36 protein-coding genes are annotated in these 20,249 nt (G+C 63.3%); 1 reads left to right on the top strand and 35 read right to left on the bottom strand.

The window, feature by feature from the left end; genetic code table 11:
• Positions 1-358 precede the first annotated feature (358 nt).
• The 34 genes from VR71_RS10170 to VR71_RS10005 form a co-directional block, all read right to left on the bottom strand.
• Complete coding sequence (locus VR71_RS10170; RefSeq protein ID WP_045683550.1) at positions 359-577, bottom strand: hypothetical protein; 219 nt, start codon at positions 575-577, stop codon at positions 359-361.
• Positions 577-1,908 carry a phage minor head protein gene (locus VR71_RS24845; protein WP_296430169.1) on the bottom strand — a complete coding sequence of 444 codons (1,332 nt, stop codon included), beginning with the start codon at positions 1,906-1,908 and terminating at the stop codon, positions 577-579. Before VR71_RS24845 ends, VR71_RS10170 begins: the two co-directional genes overlap by 1 nt.
• The gene (locus VR71_RS10160) at positions 1,905-3,458 is read right to left on the bottom strand and encodes a DUF935 family protein (RefSeq protein WP_045683548.1); all 1,554 of its coding nucleotides are present in this window, start codon (positions 3,456-3,458) and stop codon (positions 1,905-1,907) included. Before VR71_RS10160 ends, VR71_RS24845 begins: the two co-directional genes overlap by 4 nt.
• Positions 3,451-5,100 carry a phage protein gene (locus VR71_RS10155; protein ID WP_045683546.1) on the bottom strand — a complete coding sequence of 550 codons (1,650 nt, stop codon included), beginning with the start codon at positions 5,098-5,100 and terminating at the stop codon, positions 3,451-3,453. The genes VR71_RS10160 and VR71_RS10155 overlap by 8 nt, the downstream gene beginning before the upstream one ends.
• A complete protein-coding gene (locus VR71_RS10150; protein WP_045683544.1) occupies positions 5,097-5,291 on the bottom strand; it encodes a hypothetical protein in 195 nt (64 codons plus the stop codon). Before VR71_RS10150 ends, VR71_RS10155 begins: the two co-directional genes overlap by 4 nt.
• The gene (locus VR71_RS10145) at positions 5,291-5,563 is read right to left on the bottom strand and encodes a hypothetical protein (RefSeq protein ID WP_045683542.1); all 273 of its coding nucleotides are present in this window, start codon (positions 5,561-5,563) and stop codon (positions 5,291-5,293) included. Before VR71_RS10145 ends, VR71_RS10150 begins: the two co-directional genes overlap by 1 nt.
• Positions 5,563-5,853: a DUF5658 family protein gene (locus VR71_RS10140; protein WP_045683540.1), complete on the bottom strand. Its 291-nt coding sequence runs from the start codon at positions 5,851-5,853 to the stop codon at positions 5,563-5,565. Before VR71_RS10140 ends, VR71_RS10145 begins: the two co-directional genes overlap by 1 nt.
• Complete coding sequence (locus VR71_RS10135; RefSeq protein ID WP_045683537.1) at positions 5,853-6,149, bottom strand: DUF6527 family protein; 297 nt, start codon at positions 6,147-6,149, stop codon at positions 5,853-5,855. Before VR71_RS10135 ends, VR71_RS10140 begins: the two co-directional genes overlap by 1 nt.
• A complete protein-coding gene (locus VR71_RS10130; protein WP_045683534.1) occupies positions 6,146-6,385 on the bottom strand; it encodes a hypothetical protein in 240 nt (79 codons plus the stop codon). The genes VR71_RS10135 and VR71_RS10130 overlap by 4 nt, the downstream gene beginning before the upstream one ends.
• Positions 6,378-6,950, bottom strand: a complete 573-nt coding sequence (locus tag VR71_RS10125; protein ID WP_045683532.1) for a phage protein Gp27 family protein — start codon at positions 6,948-6,950, stop codon at positions 6,378-6,380. The genes VR71_RS10130 and VR71_RS10125 overlap by 8 nt, the downstream gene beginning before the upstream one ends.
• A gap of 1 nt (position 6,951) precedes the next feature.
• Positions 6,952-7,254, bottom strand: a complete 303-nt coding sequence (locus tag VR71_RS10120; protein ID WP_045683530.1) for a hypothetical protein — start codon at positions 7,252-7,254, stop codon at positions 6,952-6,954.
• Positions 7,251-7,595 (bottom strand): DUF2730 family protein, encoded by a 345-nt coding sequence (locus tag VR71_RS10115; RefSeq protein ID WP_296430166.1) that lies wholly within the window; start codon positions 7,593-7,595, stop codon positions 7,251-7,253. Before VR71_RS10115 ends, VR71_RS10120 begins: the two co-directional genes overlap by 4 nt.
• The gene (locus VR71_RS10110) at positions 7,592-8,164 is read right to left on the bottom strand and encodes a holin family protein (RefSeq protein ID WP_045683526.1); all 573 of its coding nucleotides are present in this window, start codon (positions 8,162-8,164) and stop codon (positions 7,592-7,594) included. The genes VR71_RS10115 and VR71_RS10110 overlap by 4 nt, the downstream gene beginning before the upstream one ends.
• Positions 8,155-8,766 (bottom strand): holin-associated N-acetylmuramidase, encoded by a 612-nt coding sequence (locus tag VR71_RS10105; RefSeq protein WP_045683523.1) that lies wholly within the window; start codon positions 8,764-8,766, stop codon positions 8,155-8,157. The genes VR71_RS10110 and VR71_RS10105 overlap by 10 nt, the downstream gene beginning before the upstream one ends.
• Positions 8,767-8,807: 41 nt before the next feature.
• On the bottom strand, positions 8,808-9,197 hold the full coding sequence (locus VR71_RS10100; RefSeq protein ID WP_045683521.1) for a hypothetical protein: 390 nt from the start codon (positions 9,195-9,197) through the stop codon (positions 8,808-8,810).
• Positions 9,187-9,438, bottom strand: a complete 252-nt coding sequence (locus VR71_RS10095; RefSeq protein WP_045683519.1) for a hypothetical protein — start codon at positions 9,436-9,438, stop codon at positions 9,187-9,189. Before VR71_RS10095 ends, VR71_RS10100 begins: the two co-directional genes overlap by 11 nt.
• Positions 9,435-9,887: a gp16 family protein gene (locus VR71_RS10090; RefSeq protein WP_045683517.1), complete on the bottom strand. Its 453-nt coding sequence runs from the start codon at positions 9,885-9,887 to the stop codon at positions 9,435-9,437. The genes VR71_RS10095 and VR71_RS10090 overlap by 4 nt, the downstream gene beginning before the upstream one ends.
• Positions 9,884-10,144 carry a DUF2312 domain-containing protein gene (locus VR71_RS10085; RefSeq protein WP_045683515.1) on the bottom strand — a complete coding sequence of 87 codons (261 nt, stop codon included), beginning with the start codon at positions 10,142-10,144 and terminating at the stop codon, positions 9,884-9,886. The genes VR71_RS10090 and VR71_RS10085 overlap by 4 nt, the downstream gene beginning before the upstream one ends.
• A gap of 206 nt (positions 10,145-10,350) precedes the next feature.
• Complete coding sequence (locus VR71_RS10080; RefSeq protein ID WP_045683513.1) at positions 10,351-10,590, bottom strand: hypothetical protein; 240 nt, start codon at positions 10,588-10,590, stop codon at positions 10,351-10,353.
• A 3-nt stretch (positions 10,591-10,593) separates the two neighbouring features.
• On the bottom strand, positions 10,594-10,782 hold the full coding sequence (locus VR71_RS10075) for a hypothetical protein (protein WP_045683510.1): 189 nt from the start codon (positions 10,780-10,782) through the stop codon (positions 10,594-10,596).
• A 4-nt stretch (positions 10,783-10,786) separates the two neighbouring features.
• Positions 10,787-11,437, bottom strand: a complete 651-nt coding sequence (locus VR71_RS10070; protein ID WP_045683508.1) for a DUF3164 family protein — start codon at positions 11,435-11,437, stop codon at positions 10,787-10,789.
• A gap of 1 nt (position 11,438) precedes the next feature.
• The gene (locus tag VR71_RS10065; RefSeq protein WP_045683506.1) at positions 11,439-11,639 is read right to left on the bottom strand and encodes a hypothetical protein; all 201 of its coding nucleotides are present in this window, start codon (positions 11,637-11,639) and stop codon (positions 11,439-11,441) included.
• Positions 11,636-11,983 (bottom strand): hypothetical protein, encoded by a 348-nt coding sequence (locus VR71_RS10060; RefSeq protein ID WP_296430164.1) that lies wholly within the window; start codon positions 11,981-11,983, stop codon positions 11,636-11,638. The genes VR71_RS10065 and VR71_RS10060 overlap by 4 nt, the downstream gene beginning before the upstream one ends.
• A complete protein-coding gene (locus tag VR71_RS10055; RefSeq protein WP_045683502.1) occupies positions 11,970-12,344 on the bottom strand; it encodes a hypothetical protein in 375 nt (124 codons plus the stop codon). Before VR71_RS10055 ends, VR71_RS10060 begins: the two co-directional genes overlap by 14 nt.
• Entirely contained in the window at positions 12,341-12,871 is a 531-nt protein-coding gene (locus VR71_RS10050; RefSeq protein ID WP_045683499.1) for a hypothetical protein, read from the bottom strand. The genes VR71_RS10055 and VR71_RS10050 overlap by 4 nt, the downstream gene beginning before the upstream one ends.
• A complete protein-coding gene (locus VR71_RS10045) occupies positions 12,868-13,665 on the bottom strand; it encodes an ATP-binding protein (RefSeq protein ID WP_045683497.1) in 798 nt (265 codons plus the stop codon). The genes VR71_RS10050 and VR71_RS10045 overlap by 4 nt, the downstream gene beginning before the upstream one ends.
• Positions 13,666-13,683: 18 nt before the next feature.
• Positions 13,684-15,810: a transposase domain-containing protein gene (locus tag VR71_RS10040; protein WP_045683495.1), complete on the bottom strand. Its 2,127-nt coding sequence runs from the start codon at positions 15,808-15,810 to the stop codon at positions 13,684-13,686.
• Positions 15,807-16,679, bottom strand: a complete 873-nt coding sequence (locus VR71_RS10035) for a ParB N-terminal domain-containing protein (protein ID WP_045683493.1) — start codon at positions 16,677-16,679, stop codon at positions 15,807-15,809. Before VR71_RS10035 ends, VR71_RS10040 begins: the two co-directional genes overlap by 4 nt.
• Positions 16,672-16,884, bottom strand: a complete 213-nt coding sequence (locus VR71_RS10030; RefSeq protein ID WP_045683491.1) for a hypothetical protein — start codon at positions 16,882-16,884, stop codon at positions 16,672-16,674. Before VR71_RS10030 ends, VR71_RS10035 begins: the two co-directional genes overlap by 8 nt.
• The gene (locus VR71_RS10025; RefSeq protein ID WP_045683489.1) at positions 16,881-17,105 is read right to left on the bottom strand and encodes a helix-turn-helix domain-containing protein; all 225 of its coding nucleotides are present in this window, start codon (positions 17,103-17,105) and stop codon (positions 16,881-16,883) included. Before VR71_RS10025 ends, VR71_RS10030 begins: the two co-directional genes overlap by 4 nt.
• Complete coding sequence (locus VR71_RS10020) at positions 17,105-17,368, bottom strand: hypothetical protein (protein WP_045683487.1); 264 nt, start codon at positions 17,366-17,368, stop codon at positions 17,105-17,107. The genes VR71_RS10025 and VR71_RS10020 overlap by 1 nt, the downstream gene beginning before the upstream one ends.
• A 189-nt stretch (positions 17,369-17,557) precedes the next feature.
• Positions 17,558-17,785, bottom strand: a complete 228-nt coding sequence (locus tag VR71_RS10015) for a hypothetical protein (protein ID WP_045683485.1) — start codon at positions 17,783-17,785, stop codon at positions 17,558-17,560.
• Between the two features lie 4 nt (positions 17,786-17,789).
• On the bottom strand, positions 17,790-17,993 hold the full coding sequence (locus tag VR71_RS10010) for a hypothetical protein (protein WP_045683483.1): 204 nt from the start codon (positions 17,991-17,993) through the stop codon (positions 17,790-17,792).
• A complete protein-coding gene (locus tag VR71_RS10005; protein WP_045683480.1) occupies positions 17,990-18,250 on the bottom strand; it encodes a hypothetical protein in 261 nt (86 codons plus the stop codon). Before VR71_RS10005 ends, VR71_RS10010 begins: the two co-directional genes overlap by 4 nt.
• 95 nt (positions 18,251-18,345) lie before the next feature.
• Here VR71_RS10005 and VR71_RS10000 point away from each other — a divergent pair, with 95 nt between their 5' ends.
• Positions 18,346-18,816, top strand: a complete 471-nt coding sequence (locus tag VR71_RS10000; RefSeq protein WP_296430162.1) for a helix-turn-helix transcriptional regulator — start codon at positions 18,346-18,348, stop codon at positions 18,814-18,816.
• Between the two features lie 1,091 nt (positions 18,817-19,907).
• Here the strand turns inward: VR71_RS10000 and VR71_RS24840 are convergent.
• On the bottom strand, positions 19,908-20,249 hold a 342-nt coding region (locus VR71_RS24840; protein ID WP_296430159.1), incomplete at its 5' end, for an RES family NAD+ phosphorylase.

Raw genomic sequence — 20,249 nt, 5'->3', positions numbered from 1 at the left:
GCTCTGCCCGGATTGGGCGGTGTGGCGGCCAGCGCGGAAGATGTGAAGCGGTTTTGTCATGCGACCGACACTAGGCCGGGCGCGGGTGCCATATCAGATGAAGGGCTTCAGGGGAGGCGAGGTTTTGGCAGGGTCCCCTTGTGGCCACACTATCCGCCCAACCGGGCATCCGGCAAGGCCGGAATGCCAAGAGGCCCTGAGAGGCCCCCAGAATGGCCTCCCCCCTGACGGCGGGGGAAGGTGGCCCGCAGGGCCGAGGGGGGTATTCAATGGGTATTTAATGGCGCTCTGACGGGGTATTCCGTGGCGCGGCCTCGGTTGCAGGTGCGCTCGCAAGGCCAATTTGCCCGAAATCGCCTCAGGAGGCCGGATCGACAAGGAATGCGCGCAGGATCGCACGGCGCTCTTCGGGCGTCCTCTTAGGGCGGTCGAAATACCCAAACAGATCTTCGCGGCGGACCGCGACCAGCTCTTCCTTGTCCGGATCGTCGTCAGGCAATGCTTCCGCTTCGCGCAATGCGGCCTCATAAGCCTCGCGGCTCCATTCGTCGGGCGGCTCAACCAGCAACGTTCGCATCACGGATCTCCGTTCATGGCCCTGACAATGGCAGCGGCAACACCCCGGGCGGACTCTTCTATGCGCTGCCGGATTGCTCGCGACTGCGCGCCAAGGCTCTCTTGATATAAGATCAGGCCCTGAGACTGCAAGACGTCGAGGACCGCGAGGCGCACCGCATGGTCGCGCTCTGTATTGGTCAAGGCCGGGGCCAACTCGTCAATGAGTTCTGCCGCCACCTCCGAAAGCTCGCGCATGTCGCCACGGCTAAGTCTCAGCATCTGTGCCCGGTAGAGTGAGCCGTCGTGACCAACGGCGATGATTGATCGAACTTGGCGCTGGAACATAACCGCCATGTCATCCGGGCTGAGCGGCGCGGAACTGGGGTGATTGTGCACGAGGCCGACGGCCGTGCCGCTCTCCAGCCGCTGGATTATGGAGGGGGTCAGTTTGACGCGCTTCGGCTTGCCCACGCTCCAGTCGATTTCCTCGCCGGTCCTCAGATCGAATGCGCCAAGATGCTCCCGCCCATCGCCCAGGCCCATGAGCCGGGCGCGCATGACAAAGCCAAGCTCGGTCGCCGCCGCCGGGGCGGAAAGCCCGGCCGATACGCCTGCGTGGCGCGCCCCGAGGTCAAGCCACGCCTGACCCGGGTTGCCATCCCACGCGGGATCGACCCCGAGTGCCGTGGGTTCGATCTCACCGGTGCGACGGTTCAGCACCCCGCGCTCCTCCAGCTCGAAATCCTCTGTCACCTTGAGGCCGCGCCGCTCTAGCATGCCCTGCGAGAGTTGCTGAACGGTGCAGCCGCACCGCCAGCCGTTGGGGGGAAAGATGCGAAGCCATGCCGGGTGATCGACGGGCAGGATCAGGTCGTGATAGCGCGCGTGGTCCTCGCGCTTGGTGTCGCGCTGGATCTGGACGTAGCGCAGGAAGGGGAAGGCCGCCTTGGTGCGCTGAATGCGCGCCCATTTGCCCGCAGCATGGGCCGCGCGCATATTGGCGTCGAAGATCACCCGCAGGCGGCGCGGCGAGTCAAGCCGGACGTTCTTCAACTCGCCGGTCAGGGGGTCGCGCTCCGTGCCGCTGCCCCACCAGCCGAGCCGTTTCAACTCGGGCTCGAGGTCATCCATGAAGCTGCCCAGCGTGCCGCCGTTGGCCAGCGCACGGTCGAGCGCGCCCCGGATCGTCTCGAGCACGTCAGTCCGCATCGCCTTGGCGACAACGAAATTGCTCGCGTGCTCATTGCGCCAGACGTCGCGGAAATCGAACCGCGCATCGGGCGGGGCGAGGCCCTTGGAGCGAAAGAAGGACAGCGCATCCTCGGGGCGCAGGCGCTGCAGGTCGATCATGGGGCCACGGAGCCGGGCAGGGTGTCCGACCCGTCCGCCGCCTCGCTGTCATCCACCACGGCCCCCAGCTCACCCGCCAGACGCGCGGCGAAACTGGCCTCAGTCAAGAGGTCAGTCATCGCTTGTCCGTCGCTCGGTGCGGCCGCCAAGGCGTCGATACGGGCGCGCAGCGCCTCAAGCGTGGTGCCCGGTGCGATGCTGCCCAGAAGGGACGCGATATCTGCGAATAGCGGCTCGACGGCCGCCTCGGCATGTCCCTCGGCGATAATCTCGGCCGCAAGCGCATCGAGTGCGCTATCGTGGCGATGCTCGGCGAAACCGGCCTCCGGTGCGGCCTCCTCACCCGGCGGGGGGGTGTCCGGAGGTGCGGCACGCTCATACCCATCGCCATAGGTCTCCTGTACGCGGTCCTCGGACATGCGCCAGCCCATGCGATGCAGCTTCTCGTCGCGGTCCACGGCGGCGGTGGTGTCTTCCGGGTCCTCCATCTTGCGCCACACCTTTGGGGGCACAACGCCCGGGAAGTTGAACGCGGAGAGCTGCGCCACCGGTCCCTCGTTGAAGGATTGACAGACCAGATCCGCATCGGACTTCTTAACGGCATCACCGACGCCGTCATGCACCTCGGCCTGAGAGCGGCTGGAGCCGTCGTCCGTCGTCATGGTTTGCGACAGAACGATCTTCGAGATGGCGGCGTCCATCGCGTCGTGCAGCTTCTGGTAATCGAGTGAACTGGACCCTGACGGTGCCGACAGCAGATCGATATCCATGCCTTCGGGAATGATGATCCCCGCCTCGGAGCGGATTGCCATTACGGCCTCGAGCAGCGTCTTCTTCTCCTCTTCTGTGGCTTGCGCCGGATACTTGCCCCGTCCGGTCGGCATGCCGAACTTGTCGAGGGCGATCAGCCAGAGCTTGAGGCCGTTGCGTTTGAACCAGACCGGCCAATAGAGCCAATGCGCGAGGCCGAGGCCATAGGGCTCGTCGTCGTGATCCGCCCCGGTCGAGAAGACCCAGAACTTCTCGGGCGGCATCTCCTCGCCCATAAGCATGTTCGACATGGTCAGCAGGCGCAAGCCGCAGTCCTCGTCAAAGCGAAACCTGACACGGTCGCGCACGCGGATCTCCTCCCAGCCCCAGATTTGCCCGTCGCGCCGATACATCTGCTCGGCGACGGAATACCCATAGAAGAGCCCCCAGAGCATCTTCTCGGTCAGGCGGTCGAACTTCATGGCCGAAAGCTCGTCCCGCAGCCAGTCGGCCGCGCGTTTGCCTGCCACCGTGTCCTCGCCCGGCACCACTTCCCATTCCCGGCTGGTCACGGCCGAGATGCGCTGCGTCATCACCGATTTGACCTGCGGATCGGTCAGGATCGGTTTGTAGATATCAAAGCTGCCGCCGCCGCGCGTGCGCAGGATCGGATCGGTCGGCTCGAGCAGCGGGCCGATCCACGGCCGGGTGATGTCACGACCGTTCTGGATGCCCGAAAGCTCCATCGGGTTGCGCATCCGCACTGACCGCAGTCGCATCGTGCTGGTCTTCCTAGCCATCTCCGAACCCTCCGAAATCCAAACCGCCGCCGCCCCGGGCAAAGCCCATGCGTCGGCCACCCATGGTGCCTGTGAAGTCATCCGCACCGGACGTGGCGCGCCGCCCGGTCGATTGATATTCCATCGGCACCACGTCCTGATTGCTGGCGTACCAGGCGAGCGCGCTCGCGATGGCGCTGTCGCCGTGGCGGTCGAGACCGTCCGAGCCTTTGAAGCGAAAGTTCTCCGGCACGCGGATGATGCCGCCCGTGTATTGCAGCGCCTGGTGATCGCGCAGCACGTCCTCATGGGCGGGCAGCACGATGGTGCGATCCGAGAAGGCCTCGATATAGGGAGGCATCTCGAGCTCGTACCATTGCCGCGTGAAAGCCACCTCGACAATGCGCGACCCATAGCGTTGGGCTGCGACCTCGGCGAGGTAGGCGCCATTGCCGGTGCGGTCCATCGCCCCTTTTTGGAAGTTGGGCAGGCGGTCGAGCAGCCAGAAGAGCACGTCGCGCTGCTGGTCAAAGGGGATATTGCGCAGCTCGACGATGAGCTTGGTGCGCCGGGTGAGATCGACGCCCTGTTCGAGGATGATGATGTCGGTCGCGTCGCCCGAGCGCGCAAAGTCCTCGCCCATGAAATGCGGCCGGGTGCGATCGAGGGTTTCAAGCACCGGTTCAAGGTGGGTTCTACACCATGTTAAAGCGGCGGCCTTGCGCACGGCCTCATCGGCGTTTTTGAAGCTGTCGGGCTGCGTCCAGCGATGGAACGGGATGCCCTGCGCCATGCAAGCCTCGATCTGCACGCGGGTGAGGGCCGCGCCCTGCATCTCGGCGGGCTCCGCATCGAGCTCCTGACGCATGGCGGCCTCGCGCGCGCCGTAGGAGCGGCGGATGGTGCTCTCCCAGTCCGCTTCGGCCGCGGCACCCCAGACCTTGCCCTGCATCATGCAGACGCGCTTATAAAGCCCGTTGGTGACGGCATCGCCGAAGGTGTAGCGATGCACCTTGAAGCCGTTCTTGCCGGAGCGCGCTTCGCGGATCAGTTCGTTGAAGGCGTTAAGATAGCCGTTGTGGGTCGAGATGATCCGGACCTTGCCGCCCCAGATCAGCATCGCGTTGACGGCGTCGATCACCTCGCGCACATCCTTGTGGAAGGCCGCCTCGTCGATCACCACGGTGCCCTGAAGACCCCGGATGTTGGCCGGGTTGGAACTCAGCGCCTCAACCCGGAACCCGGAGGCAAAGCGCACCCGGTAGGCGTTGATGAACTTGGTGGTGCCATCGGGCTGTTGATCCTCGAAGAGAAACTCCTCGATGGGGTGGGCCGCCCCGGCAATCACCCGCGCGAAATGCGCCACATAGCCAATGGCCTCGCGGCCCTTGTCCTTGGTGTCGCCGATGTAAAAGCAGTTCTGCCCGCCCGCGCCGCGCGCGGCGGCGGCAATGAGCGCACAGCCCAGCATCTCGGCAAAGGTGATGCCGGTGCGGCGGCCCTTCTCGCAAACCTTGAGGTCGCTCTCGTCGGCCAACCAGGAGCGTTGATGCGCCATCAGGATGCCGTCGGCCAGCGGATCGAGGCTCTCGGGGATTTCCGAGCCGCGCGGCAACTCCTCGGGGAGCGCGTCCGGGTCGCGGGTGAGGACGGGGGCTGTCACGGGTTACCCTCCTCTATACTCCAACCGTTGCGGGCGAGCGATTTGAAGAGCAGCCGAGCAATGGTAAGGTCGAACGTAACCTTGAGGCCCGGACCTGAGCTTTTCTTCTGCACCGCGTCCTGAATTGCGGCATCCTCCGTCGAAACCCAGCTGCCGGTTTTGCCGTCCGGTCTTTTCCATCGATAGGCCATCAACAACGCGCCTCCCGGCGCAGGCGTTCTATACAAAGCCTTGCACGGACAAGGTCCGGATAGCCTTTGACCCTCCAGCCCGGACCCATTTCCAATCTCAAGAGCCGCCGATGAACGCCGCCGTACGTGCGGCCGTCTACCTTTGGTCCCTCCAGCATCGAACGGATCACCCACGCCGCGTCGCGGCAAACGCGCTCTATGTTACAATCACGCCCGGCCCAGTATTTGGCATGCGCGGCCATGTCGTTGGCGATTTGGGCGGGTGTGGCCATCAGCGCCGCTCCCGATGCTTGCGGACCAGCCGCCAGTTGTTCACGGCCACGCCGCCGGTGATCGCGGCGAGCAGCATGATCCAGCGCTCTTGACCCAGCCACGTCAGCAGAATGCCAGCAGCGAGTGCCACGCCGAGCTTGACGGCCCACCAATTGCCCGTCAGGCCCATGAGGCGGGCCATGAGCGGGTTGGCCTCGACCAGCCCGCCGCGCAGGGCGGCGCGCGTGGACGCCACGTCGGCGAATTGCGCCAGCAGATAAACAGCCCAGATGAAAACCAGTTCAGACATTATGCAACCTCCCAGTAGCCGTCGCGCAGCCAGCCGTGCCAGCCGCAACGCAGTTGATTGACCGACGGCGTGAGCGTCGGCTCGGACATGGACCCGTTCCAATCCCAGCTCGGGGTAGACGCGGGCTTGCCGCGCAGGCCGATAATGATCCGGGACGGACCGTCGCAGCCGCAGGGGCAGTAAAACCAGAGGGCCGCGCCGTCCGGGCCGCCTTGGGTCAGATCGATGTGGAAACTGCCCGGCAGTTTTTGGCGGCGGAACTCAGCCGGGTTGGGGAATTCAATGGCGCGGATCATGGACGCGCCTCGGCAATCCAGATCAGATAGGGCTGCTCCCGCCACCACGCGATGGTGCAGTGCACGCCCAGATGCGTGATGCGCTCCCTGCGCCCGAACAGAAATATTCGCACGCGGTGGGACAATGGGGCGCGACGCCAGTTGTGGTCACCCACCATCACTTTCCCACCGGTCGACAGATCCTTGTTCGGTATTCCCGCGAGGTCATCCAGTGCTGTCGGTATCAATTCATCCACCGCGCACCCCCAGAAACTCCCGGCGCAGCTTGCCGATGACGTCGCTCGAGAGCCCCAGCTCATCGCGGGCGCTGTCCAGCGCCTCGACGGCGTTCGCCCGCTCCTCGGCGGCGATGCGGGCGCGTTCCTTGACCAAGAGCTGCTCGCGGATCCCGGCGCTCGACATGATGTCCTTCATCATCTTGCCGAGGAAATGCAGCTCGCGCGGGTCGATGTCCTCGCCCTCCTTGCCCATCTGCGATTTGAGCACCTTGAAGGCGACGCTGGTCATCATCTGGAAGAGGACGCGGTGGCGGTCGGCCTCTTCCGATAGGTCATTGTCGGCCAGCCATTGTTGTGCCCAGGCTCCGGCTTCGTCCTGGAGCTTGACGAACTGCTCGTACTCCTGCCCGTAGGCATGCAGGGCGCTCTTGCCGATGCGCAGCTCGAGGCCTTCTTCCTCCAGCCAGAAATTGAGCTCATCCGTCAGCTCCTCGTAGCCGTGAAAGCCCTTTTCCTTCCACCAGCCGTGGAGCCGCGCGCGTAGCTCCGGCGGCAAGAGTTCGACCTTGCGAGGCGGGGGCATGTCAGAGCCTCCGCGCGCTTGGGCGCTGAACGTCCGGATGCGGCGCCTCACCGCGCGCAACCTCGATGCCGCGCCGGGTCGCCTCGGCAATGACAAAGTCGCCGTGATCGATCATCGTCACCATGCCGACTTCCTGCAGCCAGGCCAGCTCAGTCGTGACCTGGTCGAAGGTGGAACCGACACCCACGCCGTTCAGGACGTCGCGCAGGATCGAGGCGTTGGCGGTGTAGCCCGAGACCTGCTCGAGATGCCGCAGGATCGCCAGACGGCGGTGCTTGCGGAGGGTTGTCTGATAATCGCTCACTTCTTGCCTCCATCGAGCAGGTGTTGTTCGTGGCGTGTGACGATGATCTCCAGCCGCTCAGTGATTTTTGCGTTGCCTTCCATCACGGCTGCCATTTTCTCCATTGCTCCGGTCTGCTTGACCAGTTCGAGCTGCAGCGCGTGCATGTCATCCCGGCCCGGCATGCTGGAGATCGTCTGCTCAATCCGCGAGATCCGGCTTTCGTGCCTGTCCATGCGGTCGCGCCCGTCCTTCAGGTCCTTGTCGAGATCTTTGCGGCGCGTGGCGACGAAGGTGTAGAAAGCTACCAGCATCGGGAAAATGACGCCGGTCGCCTTCCAGAAGATATCCCAATCCATCATGCCGCGCGCTTCCAGTCATCAATTGCCGGATTGTCCGTCACTTCGATTGAAGCCAACGCGACTTCAGCATCTGGACCGGTATCGGCTGCTCCAGGACTATCGTGACGCAGCGCCCGCAATTGGGCGATGTTGCTCGCCACCTTAGGTGCCTGCGTGATGATCCTGGCGGCTTCCTTCTGCATCGAGACACCCCGGAACTTGTGAAGCTCGCGCGCGCCGAAGTAGAAGGCAACAATGGCCCCCATCAGCGCCCAGAGCGGTTCGGGCACAAGGGCGAGGCCGGTCATCCGCTCCGCAAACCAGATCGGGTCCGACATGGCAGACCAGAAGAGAAAAATGCAGCCAAAGGCCATGGCCGGGCGCGGCAGGCGGTTCAGACCGTCTACAAACTGGCCCCACGCGCCTTGTCCGCCGGTGAACTCGGCCGCCATCTGGCTCAGCGCCGCCTGCTGAAACGACGCCTCCCTTGCGTCCGCCTTTTCGGCATTGGGCCTAAAAACTTCTGCCGTCTCGGCGATGACATTGCGGCCGCCGCCAAACAGCGCGCCCAGAAATCGGATTAACCCCATGATGCTGTCCTTTGCTTGAATTGCGCGTCCGTCATCCGGTAGCGCGCCGACATGAATTCCTCGGCGCGCCTGATCCAGCCGCCTTTGCCGCCAGCGCGGGAGCGCGCGAACTTGCGGCTTGCGGGCCGCGCATCGGCGAGGCGGAAATAGTAATTGCGCCGCGCGACAGCGTAGGCGTCTGCGATGTGATCTGGGGCCGCGTCATGAGCGGCGCGCACCGCGCGCAGGGTGGCCGGACCGATTGCGCCATCCGCCGTCGCCGCAAAGCCCATCTCCGTTGCAAGGCGCTGCAGGATTTTCACGGCGTTGGACCCGGCATTGACCTGCATGTCGAAGACGCTTGCGTGCAGCACTTCGGGAAGGTCCGCGATGCGCGGCCGCACGAAGTAATGCTCGATGAAGATATCGACGGCGCGGGCGTGGGTCATGAGGCGCACATCGGCCACGTCCACGTCGCCGTCCCGGTCGAGATCAAGGCCGAGGCTGCGCATGGTGTGGATCGTGACGCCAAAATTGGTCGCCCCGCCGGGGTCGGCGGGGTCATTCACATAGCCGCCCTCACGGGCGACAATCTCTTCGGCAATGGTTCGGACTGTTTGCATGGGTGCCCCCTTTCCCGTCAGGATAAAGGGGGTGCCGCTGCTTATTCAGATGAAGCCCTTCGCATGACGGCCAGAAGAGGGGGCTCTTCCTCCTGTGCCAACTCCGCCTTGACCTGCAAAACACGGCGGGCGGTCACGCCGAAACGGTTGGCCAGTTCATTGACCGGCGTGTCCGGGGCGTCGCGCAGGGCCTGTCTCAGACCGTCTCGGGTCTGCGCCCGGATGGAGGGCACGTCCACGTAGTCACCAGCGTAGCGGTCGGAAATCCATCTGGCAATATCCGGCCCTCCGAGCGCCGTCAGCTGGCTTTTGGTCTTTGGCGTCCCGGGCACATAGAGGCGCATGCCGCCTGCACGGAGCAAGAAACGCTCGACCGGGGCATCGCCCAGATCGGCGCGCATCTCGTCGACCCAGAGAGGTTCATTCTCCATGGGGCACCTTCCTGCGCCGCCGCCCCGGAGGCGGCGTGTTCTGCCGTGTGACGGTCACAACGCAACCGCCCTCGATCCTGTAGACGAACCCGCCACTGATCACGCCGCAGGCACCGGCCTCGAGGCCCTCCTCCACAACGCGCCCGATCTCGCGGCGGAGCGCGTCGATATCCACGCCTTTGACCCGCTCGAGATAGCGGATCACGGCATGGACAGAGGCGGGGTGGCGTGGCTTTTTCACCGGCGGTGGTCCTCCCAATCGAAGTCGATGTTCTGCCGCTGGCCCCACGTTTTGAGGGCCTGAATGACGGCGTCGATCTGTTCCCACGCGCGCAGCATGTCGACATCAGCCGGGACCGATCCCCAGACGCTCCCGAACCGCGCCCGGATGAACTTGTTGAGCCCGGCGCGGGAGGGGTCGCGCAGCGCGCCGGACTGTCCGAGCTTGCGCCAGAGGACGTGGATCATGCGCAGATCGGCACGCGGTGCGGGCTTGTGGCGCGGGTTGCGGGGACGATCCTCGAACCCGGCCTGCTTCAGCCGGTTGACGATCAGCTTCAACTCGCCGTCGTTCATGTCGCGCAAAGACGCCTTGCCGGTGACGCTGACCTGCAAGTCGCGGCGGGCTTCGTCGTCGAGGCCCAACTGGCGGCAGGCCACGAAGATCAGCTGTTGCAGCGCGCGGTTCATGCCAGTGTCATCCCGAGCGCTTGCGCGTACATCTCGAGAACCGCCTGTTCCTCGGCGACGTCGTTGATGTCACGCTTGCGCAGGGCGATGATCTTGCGCATCACGGCGGTGTCGTAACCGCGCCCTTTGGCCTCTGCCATCAGCTCCTTTTGATGCTCCGTGAGGTCCTTCTTCTCAGATTCAAGCTGCTCCCACCGTTCGATGAACTGGCGCAGCTCTTCTGCAGTCACCCGATAGTTATCATCCTGAGAAGTCATTGCTCATTCCTCTATTGTGCTGGCCAACGTCGCGACGCAGACCGGTTCCACCTCGATTGAACACACGATCCGGCGCTCGCACTCAGGGCAGGTATGGGTGCCCCAGCTGACGTCTCCCAAATCGTGATAGCAACCCGGGCAGGTCCAATTGTCGTCCCTGCCCGGGTTGCGGCATTCCTCGGTAAAAGGCTCATAGCTCGGACGGCTCATAGCGAACTCTCCAAGTAACGGGTGACCGCGCCGAGCAACTGGTCGCGGTCTTCATCCTCGCCGGGCATCACCTCGATCAGGAGCCGCATCGCGTCGGCCAAAATCGCGAGGGTGTCGCCGCCCCTGATATTCCCGACCGGGCAAATCTTGCCCTCGCGCGCGGCCTCGATCAAATCGAAGGACGCGCTGGAGGTTTGTTCCGCTGCCGCAAGCAGCTTGTTGACGGTGTCGTCCATCTCTCAGAACCTCGACTGAAGAGCCAAGACGACGAGTGCCGTGCCCAGCAGGCTGAAAAATGGCGCGGCAATGGAGGTCGCCTTCGCCTTATCTAACTCGCCCTTGTCAAGCTGCTGGCCGCACAATGCGGCGACCATCAGCGCCAGCAGATGAAAGACGACCCCAGCCACAATGATTAGAACGGCGCTCATACCCTCACACCTTCGCCAGATCGAGAACCACGGTCTGCCATGGCGCTTCGGTGTTGGGGCGGTGCTTCACGCGCACATAGGTGGCCTTGCCAACCACGCGCATGGCGTCGCGGATGGCGTCCATCGCCCGGTTCCAGCGGGCATCGGCGATGTCGAGGCGCAGCAGCATGAAGATCTCGGCGCGGTTGATCTGGCCTTCCTTGTCGGTGTTGAAGGCGCGCGTCACGATGGCCTGAATTTCCGGGCGGCTGTCGGCGGCCCACTCATTGAGGCATTCGTCGATCAGGCCCTTGGCGATCTGCAACTCGGGGCCGAAGTCAACGCGGTCCTGTACCTGCACCTGCACCTGATAGAGCCCGTCATAGGTGGACAGCGTCTTGTTGCCTTTGGCCCCGCCCACGGTCGTATCGTACTCTTGCGCGAGGATCGCCTCGAAGTCCGAGATGTCGTCGAAGGTGTGCTCCTTGAAGCGCTTGAGCTGGTCACTCAGCGCCAGCGCATATCCGGCGATCTTGCGCACCTGCTCATCCATCAGCTGGTCTTGCGCGCGCACGAGATCGAGCGGCACCTCGCGGCCCTTGGCGTCGACCATCTTGCGGCGGCCGTTCTCCTCGATGATGCCCGACGGCACCGGGCGGGGGGTGAATTCAGACATTTTACTCTCCTGTTGAAGGGGGTGTTGAAAGGAGGCTTGGACCCACGCCGTGGAGCGCGCAGACGGCGGCCATGGCGGCGATCTCGTCCATCGAGCAGAGCGTACTGCCGCGCGGGCCAAGCAGGTCCACCTTGGCCACTCCCGAGGCTGCAAGGCGCAGCATCTCGTCGGGGCTCCAGCGGTTGAGTTCGGGGGCGTTCATGCGTCGGTCTCCTTGTCGTCGAGAACGGCGTCGATCAGATTGTCGCGTGCGGCGCGGTCGAGGATGTCGCGCGCCAGCACGCCCACGGTCACGCCGCGCAGATCGGCGTGCACCTTGAGCAGGTCGCGCAAATCCTCGGCCACGCCCGTGGCGCAAATCTTGCGGCGTGCGGGCAGGGGGCCGGAACGGGCGGGTGCCACGTTCACGCCGCGCTTGCGCCAGTAGCTCAGTCGACACGAGACGGCATTGGGGGACATGCCGGTCAACTCGGCGATCTCGCAGGGGCGCTTGCCACGCCGCGCCATGTCCAGCATCGCCGGAAGAAGGAGGCTATGCTTCTGCATCGTCGTCCCCCATGTGGACCGGGCACCGGTTGCAGGCGCGGTACATAGTGACGGTCTGCGAGTTGACGTTCTCGAAATGACGCGCCTTGCCGCGCCATTTGCGGCAGACCTGTAGCCCGATTTCGCCCTGGACGGGGCAGGCAACGGTCGCCTTCATGAAATGCCCGCGCACGAGATCCTCAACGAGGCTCGTATCCGCCTGATAGCGGTTGCGCAGGATGCTCGAGACCAGCGACGCACTGCGCTCCATCCGCCGCGCCACCTTGTTCTGGCTATCCCGGTCGCAGGCCTCGGCCAGAGCGGCCACCCAGTCGGGCAAGGCCTCGCCCCAGAACTCGCGGGCGGTGTCCAGCGCGCTCATGCCGCACCGCCTTTCGCCGGGCTGAAATCGCCCGTGTTGGGATCAAGGATGCCCGCCAATCGCACGGGCTTGGGGGCACGTGGGCCAGTATCCTCGATTATCTGGTAGAGCGCCTCACGACGGCCGGGGATGGCCGTCTGGCGTACCTTCAGGTGGTTGGAGGCCAGTAGCTGGCGGCAATAGGCACGGGCCTTCTCGACAGTGACCTCGACGCCCCCGGCATTGGCATGGGCCGCCACATCGGTCGGGTTGAAATGGCGCAGATGGCGCATGGCCCGCCACATGTTGCCCTCGGGCGTGGCCTCGCCTGTAACCGGCTGTGGGCCGGGCTGGGGCATATGGGCCGGGGCATACCAGCGCTTGCCATTACGCGCGATCCGCGTCACGCGGATCTGGCCTGCGTCCATCCAGTGGCGGATATAGCGGACGGCGGTCTCGCGGCTGCACCCGCGCCGGGCCACCTCGGCCCAGTCGAACTCCTCGAGGCCTTTCACCTCTGCCCACATCTGCGCAAAGAGGTCGCTCATGCGCGCACCGCCTTTCCGCCCGGCCCAAGCGGCACGACCGTATCCGGACCACGCGCCGCCGCCGGGCGGAAATCATCGACGCGACGTACTGCCGGAGGCTGGCCTGTCTCGAAGACCCGGTTGCCCCATAGATCAAGATCCGCCAACCGGCGACCCCGCCCGTGGGCGAGTTCCTTGGCACGTGCGAGGTTGATCGCCACGCGACGGATCGAGCCGCCCGAGGCGTCAACGATGGAGGTCAGAAGATCGTCCGCGACGTCGATGCCGGCCGCATAGATCGAGGCCAGCTTCTGCGCGTCGCTGATATTGCAGGCAAGAGCGGGCTCCCATGCAAGTTGCCGGTTGTGAATGTTCTCCCAGCGGGTCAAATCCTGCGGCAACTTTTCCTCACCGACCAGAATAATCGGGGCCTGACTGCTCTCGTAGATGTCGCGGGCAAGCTCGATCATCCGCTTGCGCAGGAGATATTGCGCGTCATCGATGATGAGCGGCCGGTCGGTCCGGGCGAGCTGCGCGCCGATGGCGTCCACCATCGCGGGCACGCCGCGCACCGGCGTAAGGCCAATCTCCCGCAAAACTGCCTGCGCGAAATACGTCGGTGTCCAGCAGTCTTTGACCTGGACAACATGGGCCTGATACTCGTTGGCCGCGACCGTCACGGCGGTAGTCTTGCCCCAGCCGGAGGGGCCGTAGAACGTGGCCATGCCGGGCAGACCAAAGGCGCGGGTCTGAACTCGTTCGACCAGGCCAATCAGCGCCGCGACATTCCGCAGGGGCGCAATAGAGGGTGTCATTCTGCTCTCCTTTTCTTCTTATTCTTGGGTGCCAAAGAGACGCGCCATGCGTAGTTTGGCGCGATAGTCTGAACTCTGCTGATAGTCGGCCAGCCAGTCGGCCTGCGCCTGTGTCAGCGCCTCTCCGTCCGCCTGTGCGCGCTCAAGGACGCGGGCGCGGGCGAACATGATTTCGGGATCGTCGTCGGCGGGCTCGGCGGGCCGCACGCGGTGCTCCTCAAGCCGCATCACGCGGGCCTCGATCTCGGCCAGATGCTCGACCTCCTCGGCACTTTGAGCGCGCCGACGCCGCTTGGGTGCGGCGGCGTGCGGCGTCACCAGCTGATGAACTTGCGCTTCTGGCAAGGGTTCACTGGCTGCGAGGCCAGAGGCCGCACGCACCCGCGCTGCCACCTCGGCTGCCGTCAACTCGCGCGCAGCCTTGGCCTCGGCCTTCTGTGCCTTCGCCCACGCCCCGCGCTTGCGCGCATGGTCGCGTGCGGCTTCGACGTCGATGAATTTGGCGGCCTCGAGACAGGCGGCATGGCCCAAATAGCGGCCCGTGAGATCATAGACCTCGAGCCCGGCTCCCAAATCATCCGCGTCGAACCGCGCAACCACCTTTTCGCCTGCGATCCGGTACATCCACTCTGACCAGTATTCCGTGTCATAGAGCTTCAGCGCGCCGTTTCCGGTCTTGGCCCGCACGCCCTCGGCGCGCAGGAGCCACATGCGCAGCTGTTCGTCCGTCGCGCGCTTGACTGTCGCCTTGGCATAGCCCGCGTTGAACACCTCATTGAACGAGCGTCCCATGGCCACTTCACTGCGCCGCCCGGGCCGGGCGTTGTGATGCTCGAGCTCATCCTCCAATACGAGGCGGAACTCGTCGAGCGGGACGGCGCGGGAGCCATAGTCCTCCGGTTTGGCTTCCGGTCTGTTGCCGGTATAGGCCCCGTCAAAGGCCGGGTGCTTGGCCACCCGGTCGCAGAGATCGCGAAACGCGCGCTCGATGGGCTTGGATTGCCCCGAATAGGGCGTGGCCCAATGGATTTCGACACCTAGGAGCGGAAGGAGGCCGGGGATATCTTCGTCGGTGATCTTGAACCGAAACCGGGTCGGCGTGCCGCCCGTCATCGCCTTGGCGGCGAATTCCCGGCCGTTGTCGATCAGAACCGACTGCGGGATGCCATAGGTCCGGATCAGATCGCCGGTCACCAGCTGCACGGTGTGGCTGTTGGCCGTCGGGGATAGTCGCCACGCCAAGAGTTTGCCGGAATAGACGTCCGACCAGACCATCATCTGCGGGCGCACGGGCTTGTCGTAGCCGGGCCAGTCCACGAAGACGTCGAACTTGTGATAGTCGCCCTGCACGCATTCGAGCGGGGTCATGAATGCCTTGCTGCGGACCTGCGCGGGATAGAGGCGGCGCAATGCCTCTTCGCCCCTGCGCAAGTAGATTTCAGTGGGGGCCGATACGCTGGACTTGAGCCAGCGCCGCACCTGATGCAGCGGCGGCACGACACTGTTGCGTCGCTCGGACGTCCAGACGCGCACTGCACGGTCATAGCAGCTTGTGAGAGAGGGCTGGGACGGGCGCAGCCAGTCACTGCGCACGAGCGCCAGAAAGGCCGGGTCTGTATCCAGTCGGGATCCTTGTGCCCGCCGCAACGCCCGCCCGTCGATCAGATAGGCCAGCCGGTCGGCGCGTGCGACGCCCTCGATGTGCGAGAGATAATTCCAGAGCGATTTCTCGGCGCGTCCCGACTTGCGTGCGACCTCCCGCACCGCCGCCGACCGTGTCAGCCCGGCCCCTTCCAGTAACTCGACCTCGGCGATGGCTGCCAGCCGCGCCTCGGCTTCAGCGCGGGCCTTGTCACCCGCCGCCGCATATCGATCCCATGCCGCGTCTTGCCCCTGCTGAACGGGTGCGGTTTTGACCAGGCTGGAACTTAGCCGCATGCGGGCGCGCAATGGCAGAACGCTCCAGTGATATTCGATGCCGCCGCCTACCCCCTTGCGCCGCCGGGCCTTCCCCGCGTGTCGCGCCCAGCCATCACGCTGTGCCAGTTCGTTGATCTTGCGCTTTGTGCTCGGGAGATCCGGAAGCCCGGCCTCCGCCAGCTCTGCCGCGCTCCACCATTCCTGCGCAGGGGCCGGGCCTGTCATGCTGCATCCCCTTGGTCAAGTTCCCCGAACAGCGTCGCAACCTCCGCGCCGCGCTCCTCCAGAAACGCCATGCGCTCGCGCTTGCCCGCGCGGTCCCATGCGTCCAAGAGGCGTGACAGGGTTGCGTCCTTGGGACTTGCCGGGGCCGGGGCTTCGCCCCGTGCAACACGGTAAGCCTTACGGGCAGCGTTGACTGTCTTTGCCTCCCCGGAAGAGAGCGCCTTCATGACTTCGCTACGTTCTCCAGGATCAGAAATCTTGCCGATTTCTGCTATATCCTTGTATCCGAGGTATTGGGGTGCCAACTGGATTGCACGAACTTCATCCGCCTCCAGAGCCTTCACAGCCCTGATCTGACGCCGAACCGTGCTCTCATCCTGTCCCGTCATTTGCCCGACTTTCACGGCGAAAGATACGACGGGCATCGTGCCCGTCGTATCCCACCGCTTGGCAACAAGAGCCTCACCAATCGCCGCGCGGGCTTCGGGGTGCTTCTTTTCGTACGCCTCTTTGTACTCCAGCAGAAAGACCGCGCGATCTATCGGCTTCATCTCAGCACGGGCCAGATTGCGCTCGATCTCCATAAGGCGGGCATCGGCGTCCGTCCCGTCGTAGACAGACGCAAGGATCGTGACGTTCCCGAGCCGCTTTGCGACCTCAATCCGATGCGCGCCGTCAATAAGGCGATAGACTACGGTGCCTTTGCGTCGTACGCGGCGCACATCAATCGGATCGGTGGTAGAGCCACCTTCGTCGATTGTCATGAGGATGGCCGAGATACCAACCTCGTCTACAGGACGCAGCCGGTCCTCTATGACGATTTCAGCAACAGCCATCTCCCGTGTCTCGATCAGGCGCATTTCACTCATTGTCGAGCGCCTTTTCGAGGGCCTCTAGTATCCCCTTAAGCGCTTCGATATCGCTCTTGATCAGGAAAACCGGCACGTCTGGGAGGGCCATGTACAAGGGGTCCCCGTTCGCCAGCTGGCGCGCAACGAACCTGATCGCATTGGCCTTTTCCAAGGCAAGCTGAGCGAGATTGTCAAATTTGTGCAATTTGTCTGTTTTGGTCATTCTGGGGCCTTCGTCATTGTGTACCGGCAGATCAGCCGGTCGCCTTTCCGTTCGCGGGTGCAGAGGATTTCCGCCCCGTTCGCGCGCAGTTCAGAAATGCAACTGTTCACCGCCACCACATGCGCCCGGCGCACGATCTCGCGCGTGGTATGCGGGCGACCGTCCTTGAGGACGGCCAGAACCCGTTGCAGGCGGGGCGAGGTGAGCGGCGCGTGGTGCATCAGCAGCCCAGCATCTGAGCATCGAGCCCGGCGCAACCGGAACGGCAGTTGCCACACATGCGGTGCCCCAGCCCCGTCGACCAGAACTCGGTGCCGCAGGTGAGGCAAGGACGGTTGCGGGCGTGCTGTGACTTAACCGCCTCGACGTCCATCCGGTCTTGGGCGCGCAGGGCGATATCGCGGTTGCTGAACGTGCCGGACACGCGCTCCTTGCCGTCGAAAACGGCGTAGCCGCGGCCCGTTTTTTGAACATGCAGGCTCATGCGATCACCCTCCAAAGCACGCGACGCCGAAGAGCAGGACGAACAGCGCCAGCACTCCCACCACATCGCCGATGACAGAAAAAGCACCCCGGCCGGAGCAAGCAGACTGGGCACAGCCGGGGCGCAGGTACCGCGCAGCGCACAGGCCAGCACGCGCGCGGATCTTGGAAACGGGTTTGAACAGGGGTTTCAACGATGCACCCTCCGCAGGTCATTTTCCCGCATGAACGCTTCCTTGCGGATCGACAGGTGATGATCCTCTGCCAAGCGGCTCAGGCGCATCAACGGCAGCGCACAGCAGGGCTCGTCGATGTCGCGTACCAGCTGCAAGGCCAGCGCCACACGCTGCACTTGCGGGATGGCCGCGATCTCGGCCTGCAACTGGCCCGCGTCGGGGATCAGATCGGAAATCCGCATCGCATTAATCCTGTGTTGAAGGGGGTGTTTCAGGGGCGGCGTCTCGGCTCAGCACCCCATAGGACAGGCCGAAAGCGACCACGGCCCAGAAGACGAACGCGAGCATCATAGCGATAGCAAGGCCGCTGCCCGGAGGAAGGTTGCGTTCGGGGTCGCGCACTTCGCGTAGTCGCCCACGCATGCCACGGCCTAGCTTGATACCGCTCATGCGGCGTCCTCCCGCCGCATGCGGTCGGCATAGAGCCGCGCAAAGGTCTCCTCGCCCACCTCGTCAAGCATCTTTTGGCGCAGGGCGCGGGCCTTGGTCCCGTTCCATCCGCCGGTGGCAGCGCTCTTGGCATTGGTCGGCGTCACCCCATGCGGCACGCACCAATCCTTCAGGTTGGTGCCGATCACCCGCAGATACCCTAGGAACACGTCATAGAAGACGGGTCCCGGCTGGATTGTTGTGACTTTTTCTGTCATATGCTTTTTCCCTAGTAGGTCACAAAATGACCGTATTTCACGTTCAAGCTTAGTTTTGAACGTGAAATACGTTCATGTCAATAGGTTTTATCAGAATGTCAGCGGATCCCGGTAAAAGGCTTGCGCTCTGGAGAAAGAAGCAGGGGCTGTCCCAACGCGCCCTTGGTTCTACGATGGAGGTGAGCCAAGGATATATTGGTGATATCGAAGCCGGACGGAGCGAACCGTCGCGCAACTTCCTGATCCGGCTGCAAGGGCGCTTTGGCCTGCGAGCCGATTACATTCTCTATGGCGAAGGCGACCCCGTCGCCGCCGAACCGCCACCGCCAACGCGCGCGCGCCTCGATCCGATGATCCTGATGATCTGCGGAACGGAAGTCCGCAAGGTCTACGCCGATCTCGGCCTCGACCTTCCTAGCGATACGCATTTTAAGGAAGGCGTATGGTTCTACAACGAGCTGCTCTCGCGCATGGAAAATCCCGAGGACGGCGACGAGCTAGAGGCTCTGCTGCCGGACATCCGGCAACTGCTTAAAACCCGCCTGCACAATTCCGTTGATCCCTAAGTCGTATCCTGGGCGACATTGCCTGACCGGCACATGCGTGGTAGGCCACAACGATAAACTTGGAGGTTTCAACGTGCGAACGCTTCTATGCCGTGCCGCTCTTACGGCGATGTTTGTGGCCGCCGCCCCGTACTCTGCGTCGGCGCAAGTTAGCCATCAAGACTATGAGGGCGACTGCCAACTTGTATTTCTCGTGGCCCGCGTTGCAATCGGTAGTAGCCAGTACGGGCTGGTGTCTCTCGAAGAGACTTTACAAGAATACACCAGCCCAAGTGTTTTTCGTACTGCGTCGCAGCGTTCAGTTTATGAACGGATTATCCGCGATGCCTATGGCCGCCCCATAATGGTTAAGGGAGGCACGATGCCAACTGATGTCTATCGTGAAGTGATCGACGGATTTGCGTCAGACTGGGCCGGGTCGTGTGAACGCGGTGAGCTTCATGCGCGTTGAAGAACCTACCTTTTAGCGTTCCTTAGGCCTAGAAAAACCGTCCCACTTCTATTCTCCGTTTATCCTACTTCAGAAATCTCTATGTATTTGATTTCATTAGCGGAAACATGGAAGTGGGACGGCAAATTAGAACTGGGCGGACTTGGTCCCAGTTCCGGACGTGCCGGGGGCCGTTAAATGCCCCCTTAAACACCCCTCTCAGAGCCGTTTGAACCATATTTCAATAGGGTTTCGCACATTTTGCGCTTCGCAGTTCGCAGTGGCCCCGAAAACGCCAACATCGCCGTTTTCGCCCGCTTCTCGCACTTTACTGCAAACTTCACCCATGCCAACCGCAGCCCCGCGTCCGCGCAGAAATATGCCTTATTTCATTGACCTATCCGGCTTCATCCCGCCTCATTCTGGGTCTTCCGGCATGACTGTAAACTAGAGTGTAACCCTACAACTGTTGTAGCGTGACAGCGAAGTTTGCAGTGAATTACAGTGAAGTTTACAGCAACGGGGTTTTTAGAAATTGGTGACTGTGACGTCCGGCCCAAAGCGACCGTTCGTCGATCAACCCAGATGCTGCGACCCGGAACGTCACACCGGACATTCGCCGAGAGTGTAAAACCGAGCCTATCGCGCCCCAGATCTATTTCTAATTTTCAACGCGCTCCAACGGGCGAACCTGTGTGCGAAACTCATGAGCGGTGACTGCAACGCTAGCGACACTAAAAACGGATACTCGTATGCAATTTGCCGCTTCGGTATCGAAGAGGGCCAAGTTCTTTCCCGTCCCCACAGAACTCGTATAAAGTACACCGTCAAATCCTTTTTTCTTTATAAACTCGCAGAGATATTGACTTGGAACGTAGTCAGTTGCGGCGCTGCGGGGCAGCACCGGACGAGTGAGTTCGTGGCCCAGACTTTCTAGGAACGGCAAGTCTGCCCTAAGCTGAACAATCTCATCGGAAGATCCACAGATAAAAGGAGAGACGAG

The organism is Roseovarius sp. BRH_c41 (genome assembly GCF_000961715.1).
In the GTDB taxonomy this organism is placed as follows: Bacteria; Pseudomonadota; Alphaproteobacteria; order Rhodobacterales; family Rhodobacteraceae; genus Roseovarius.
Note: the sequence above shows the minus strand (reverse complement) of the source record. Positions and strands in the feature narration are given on the sequence as shown.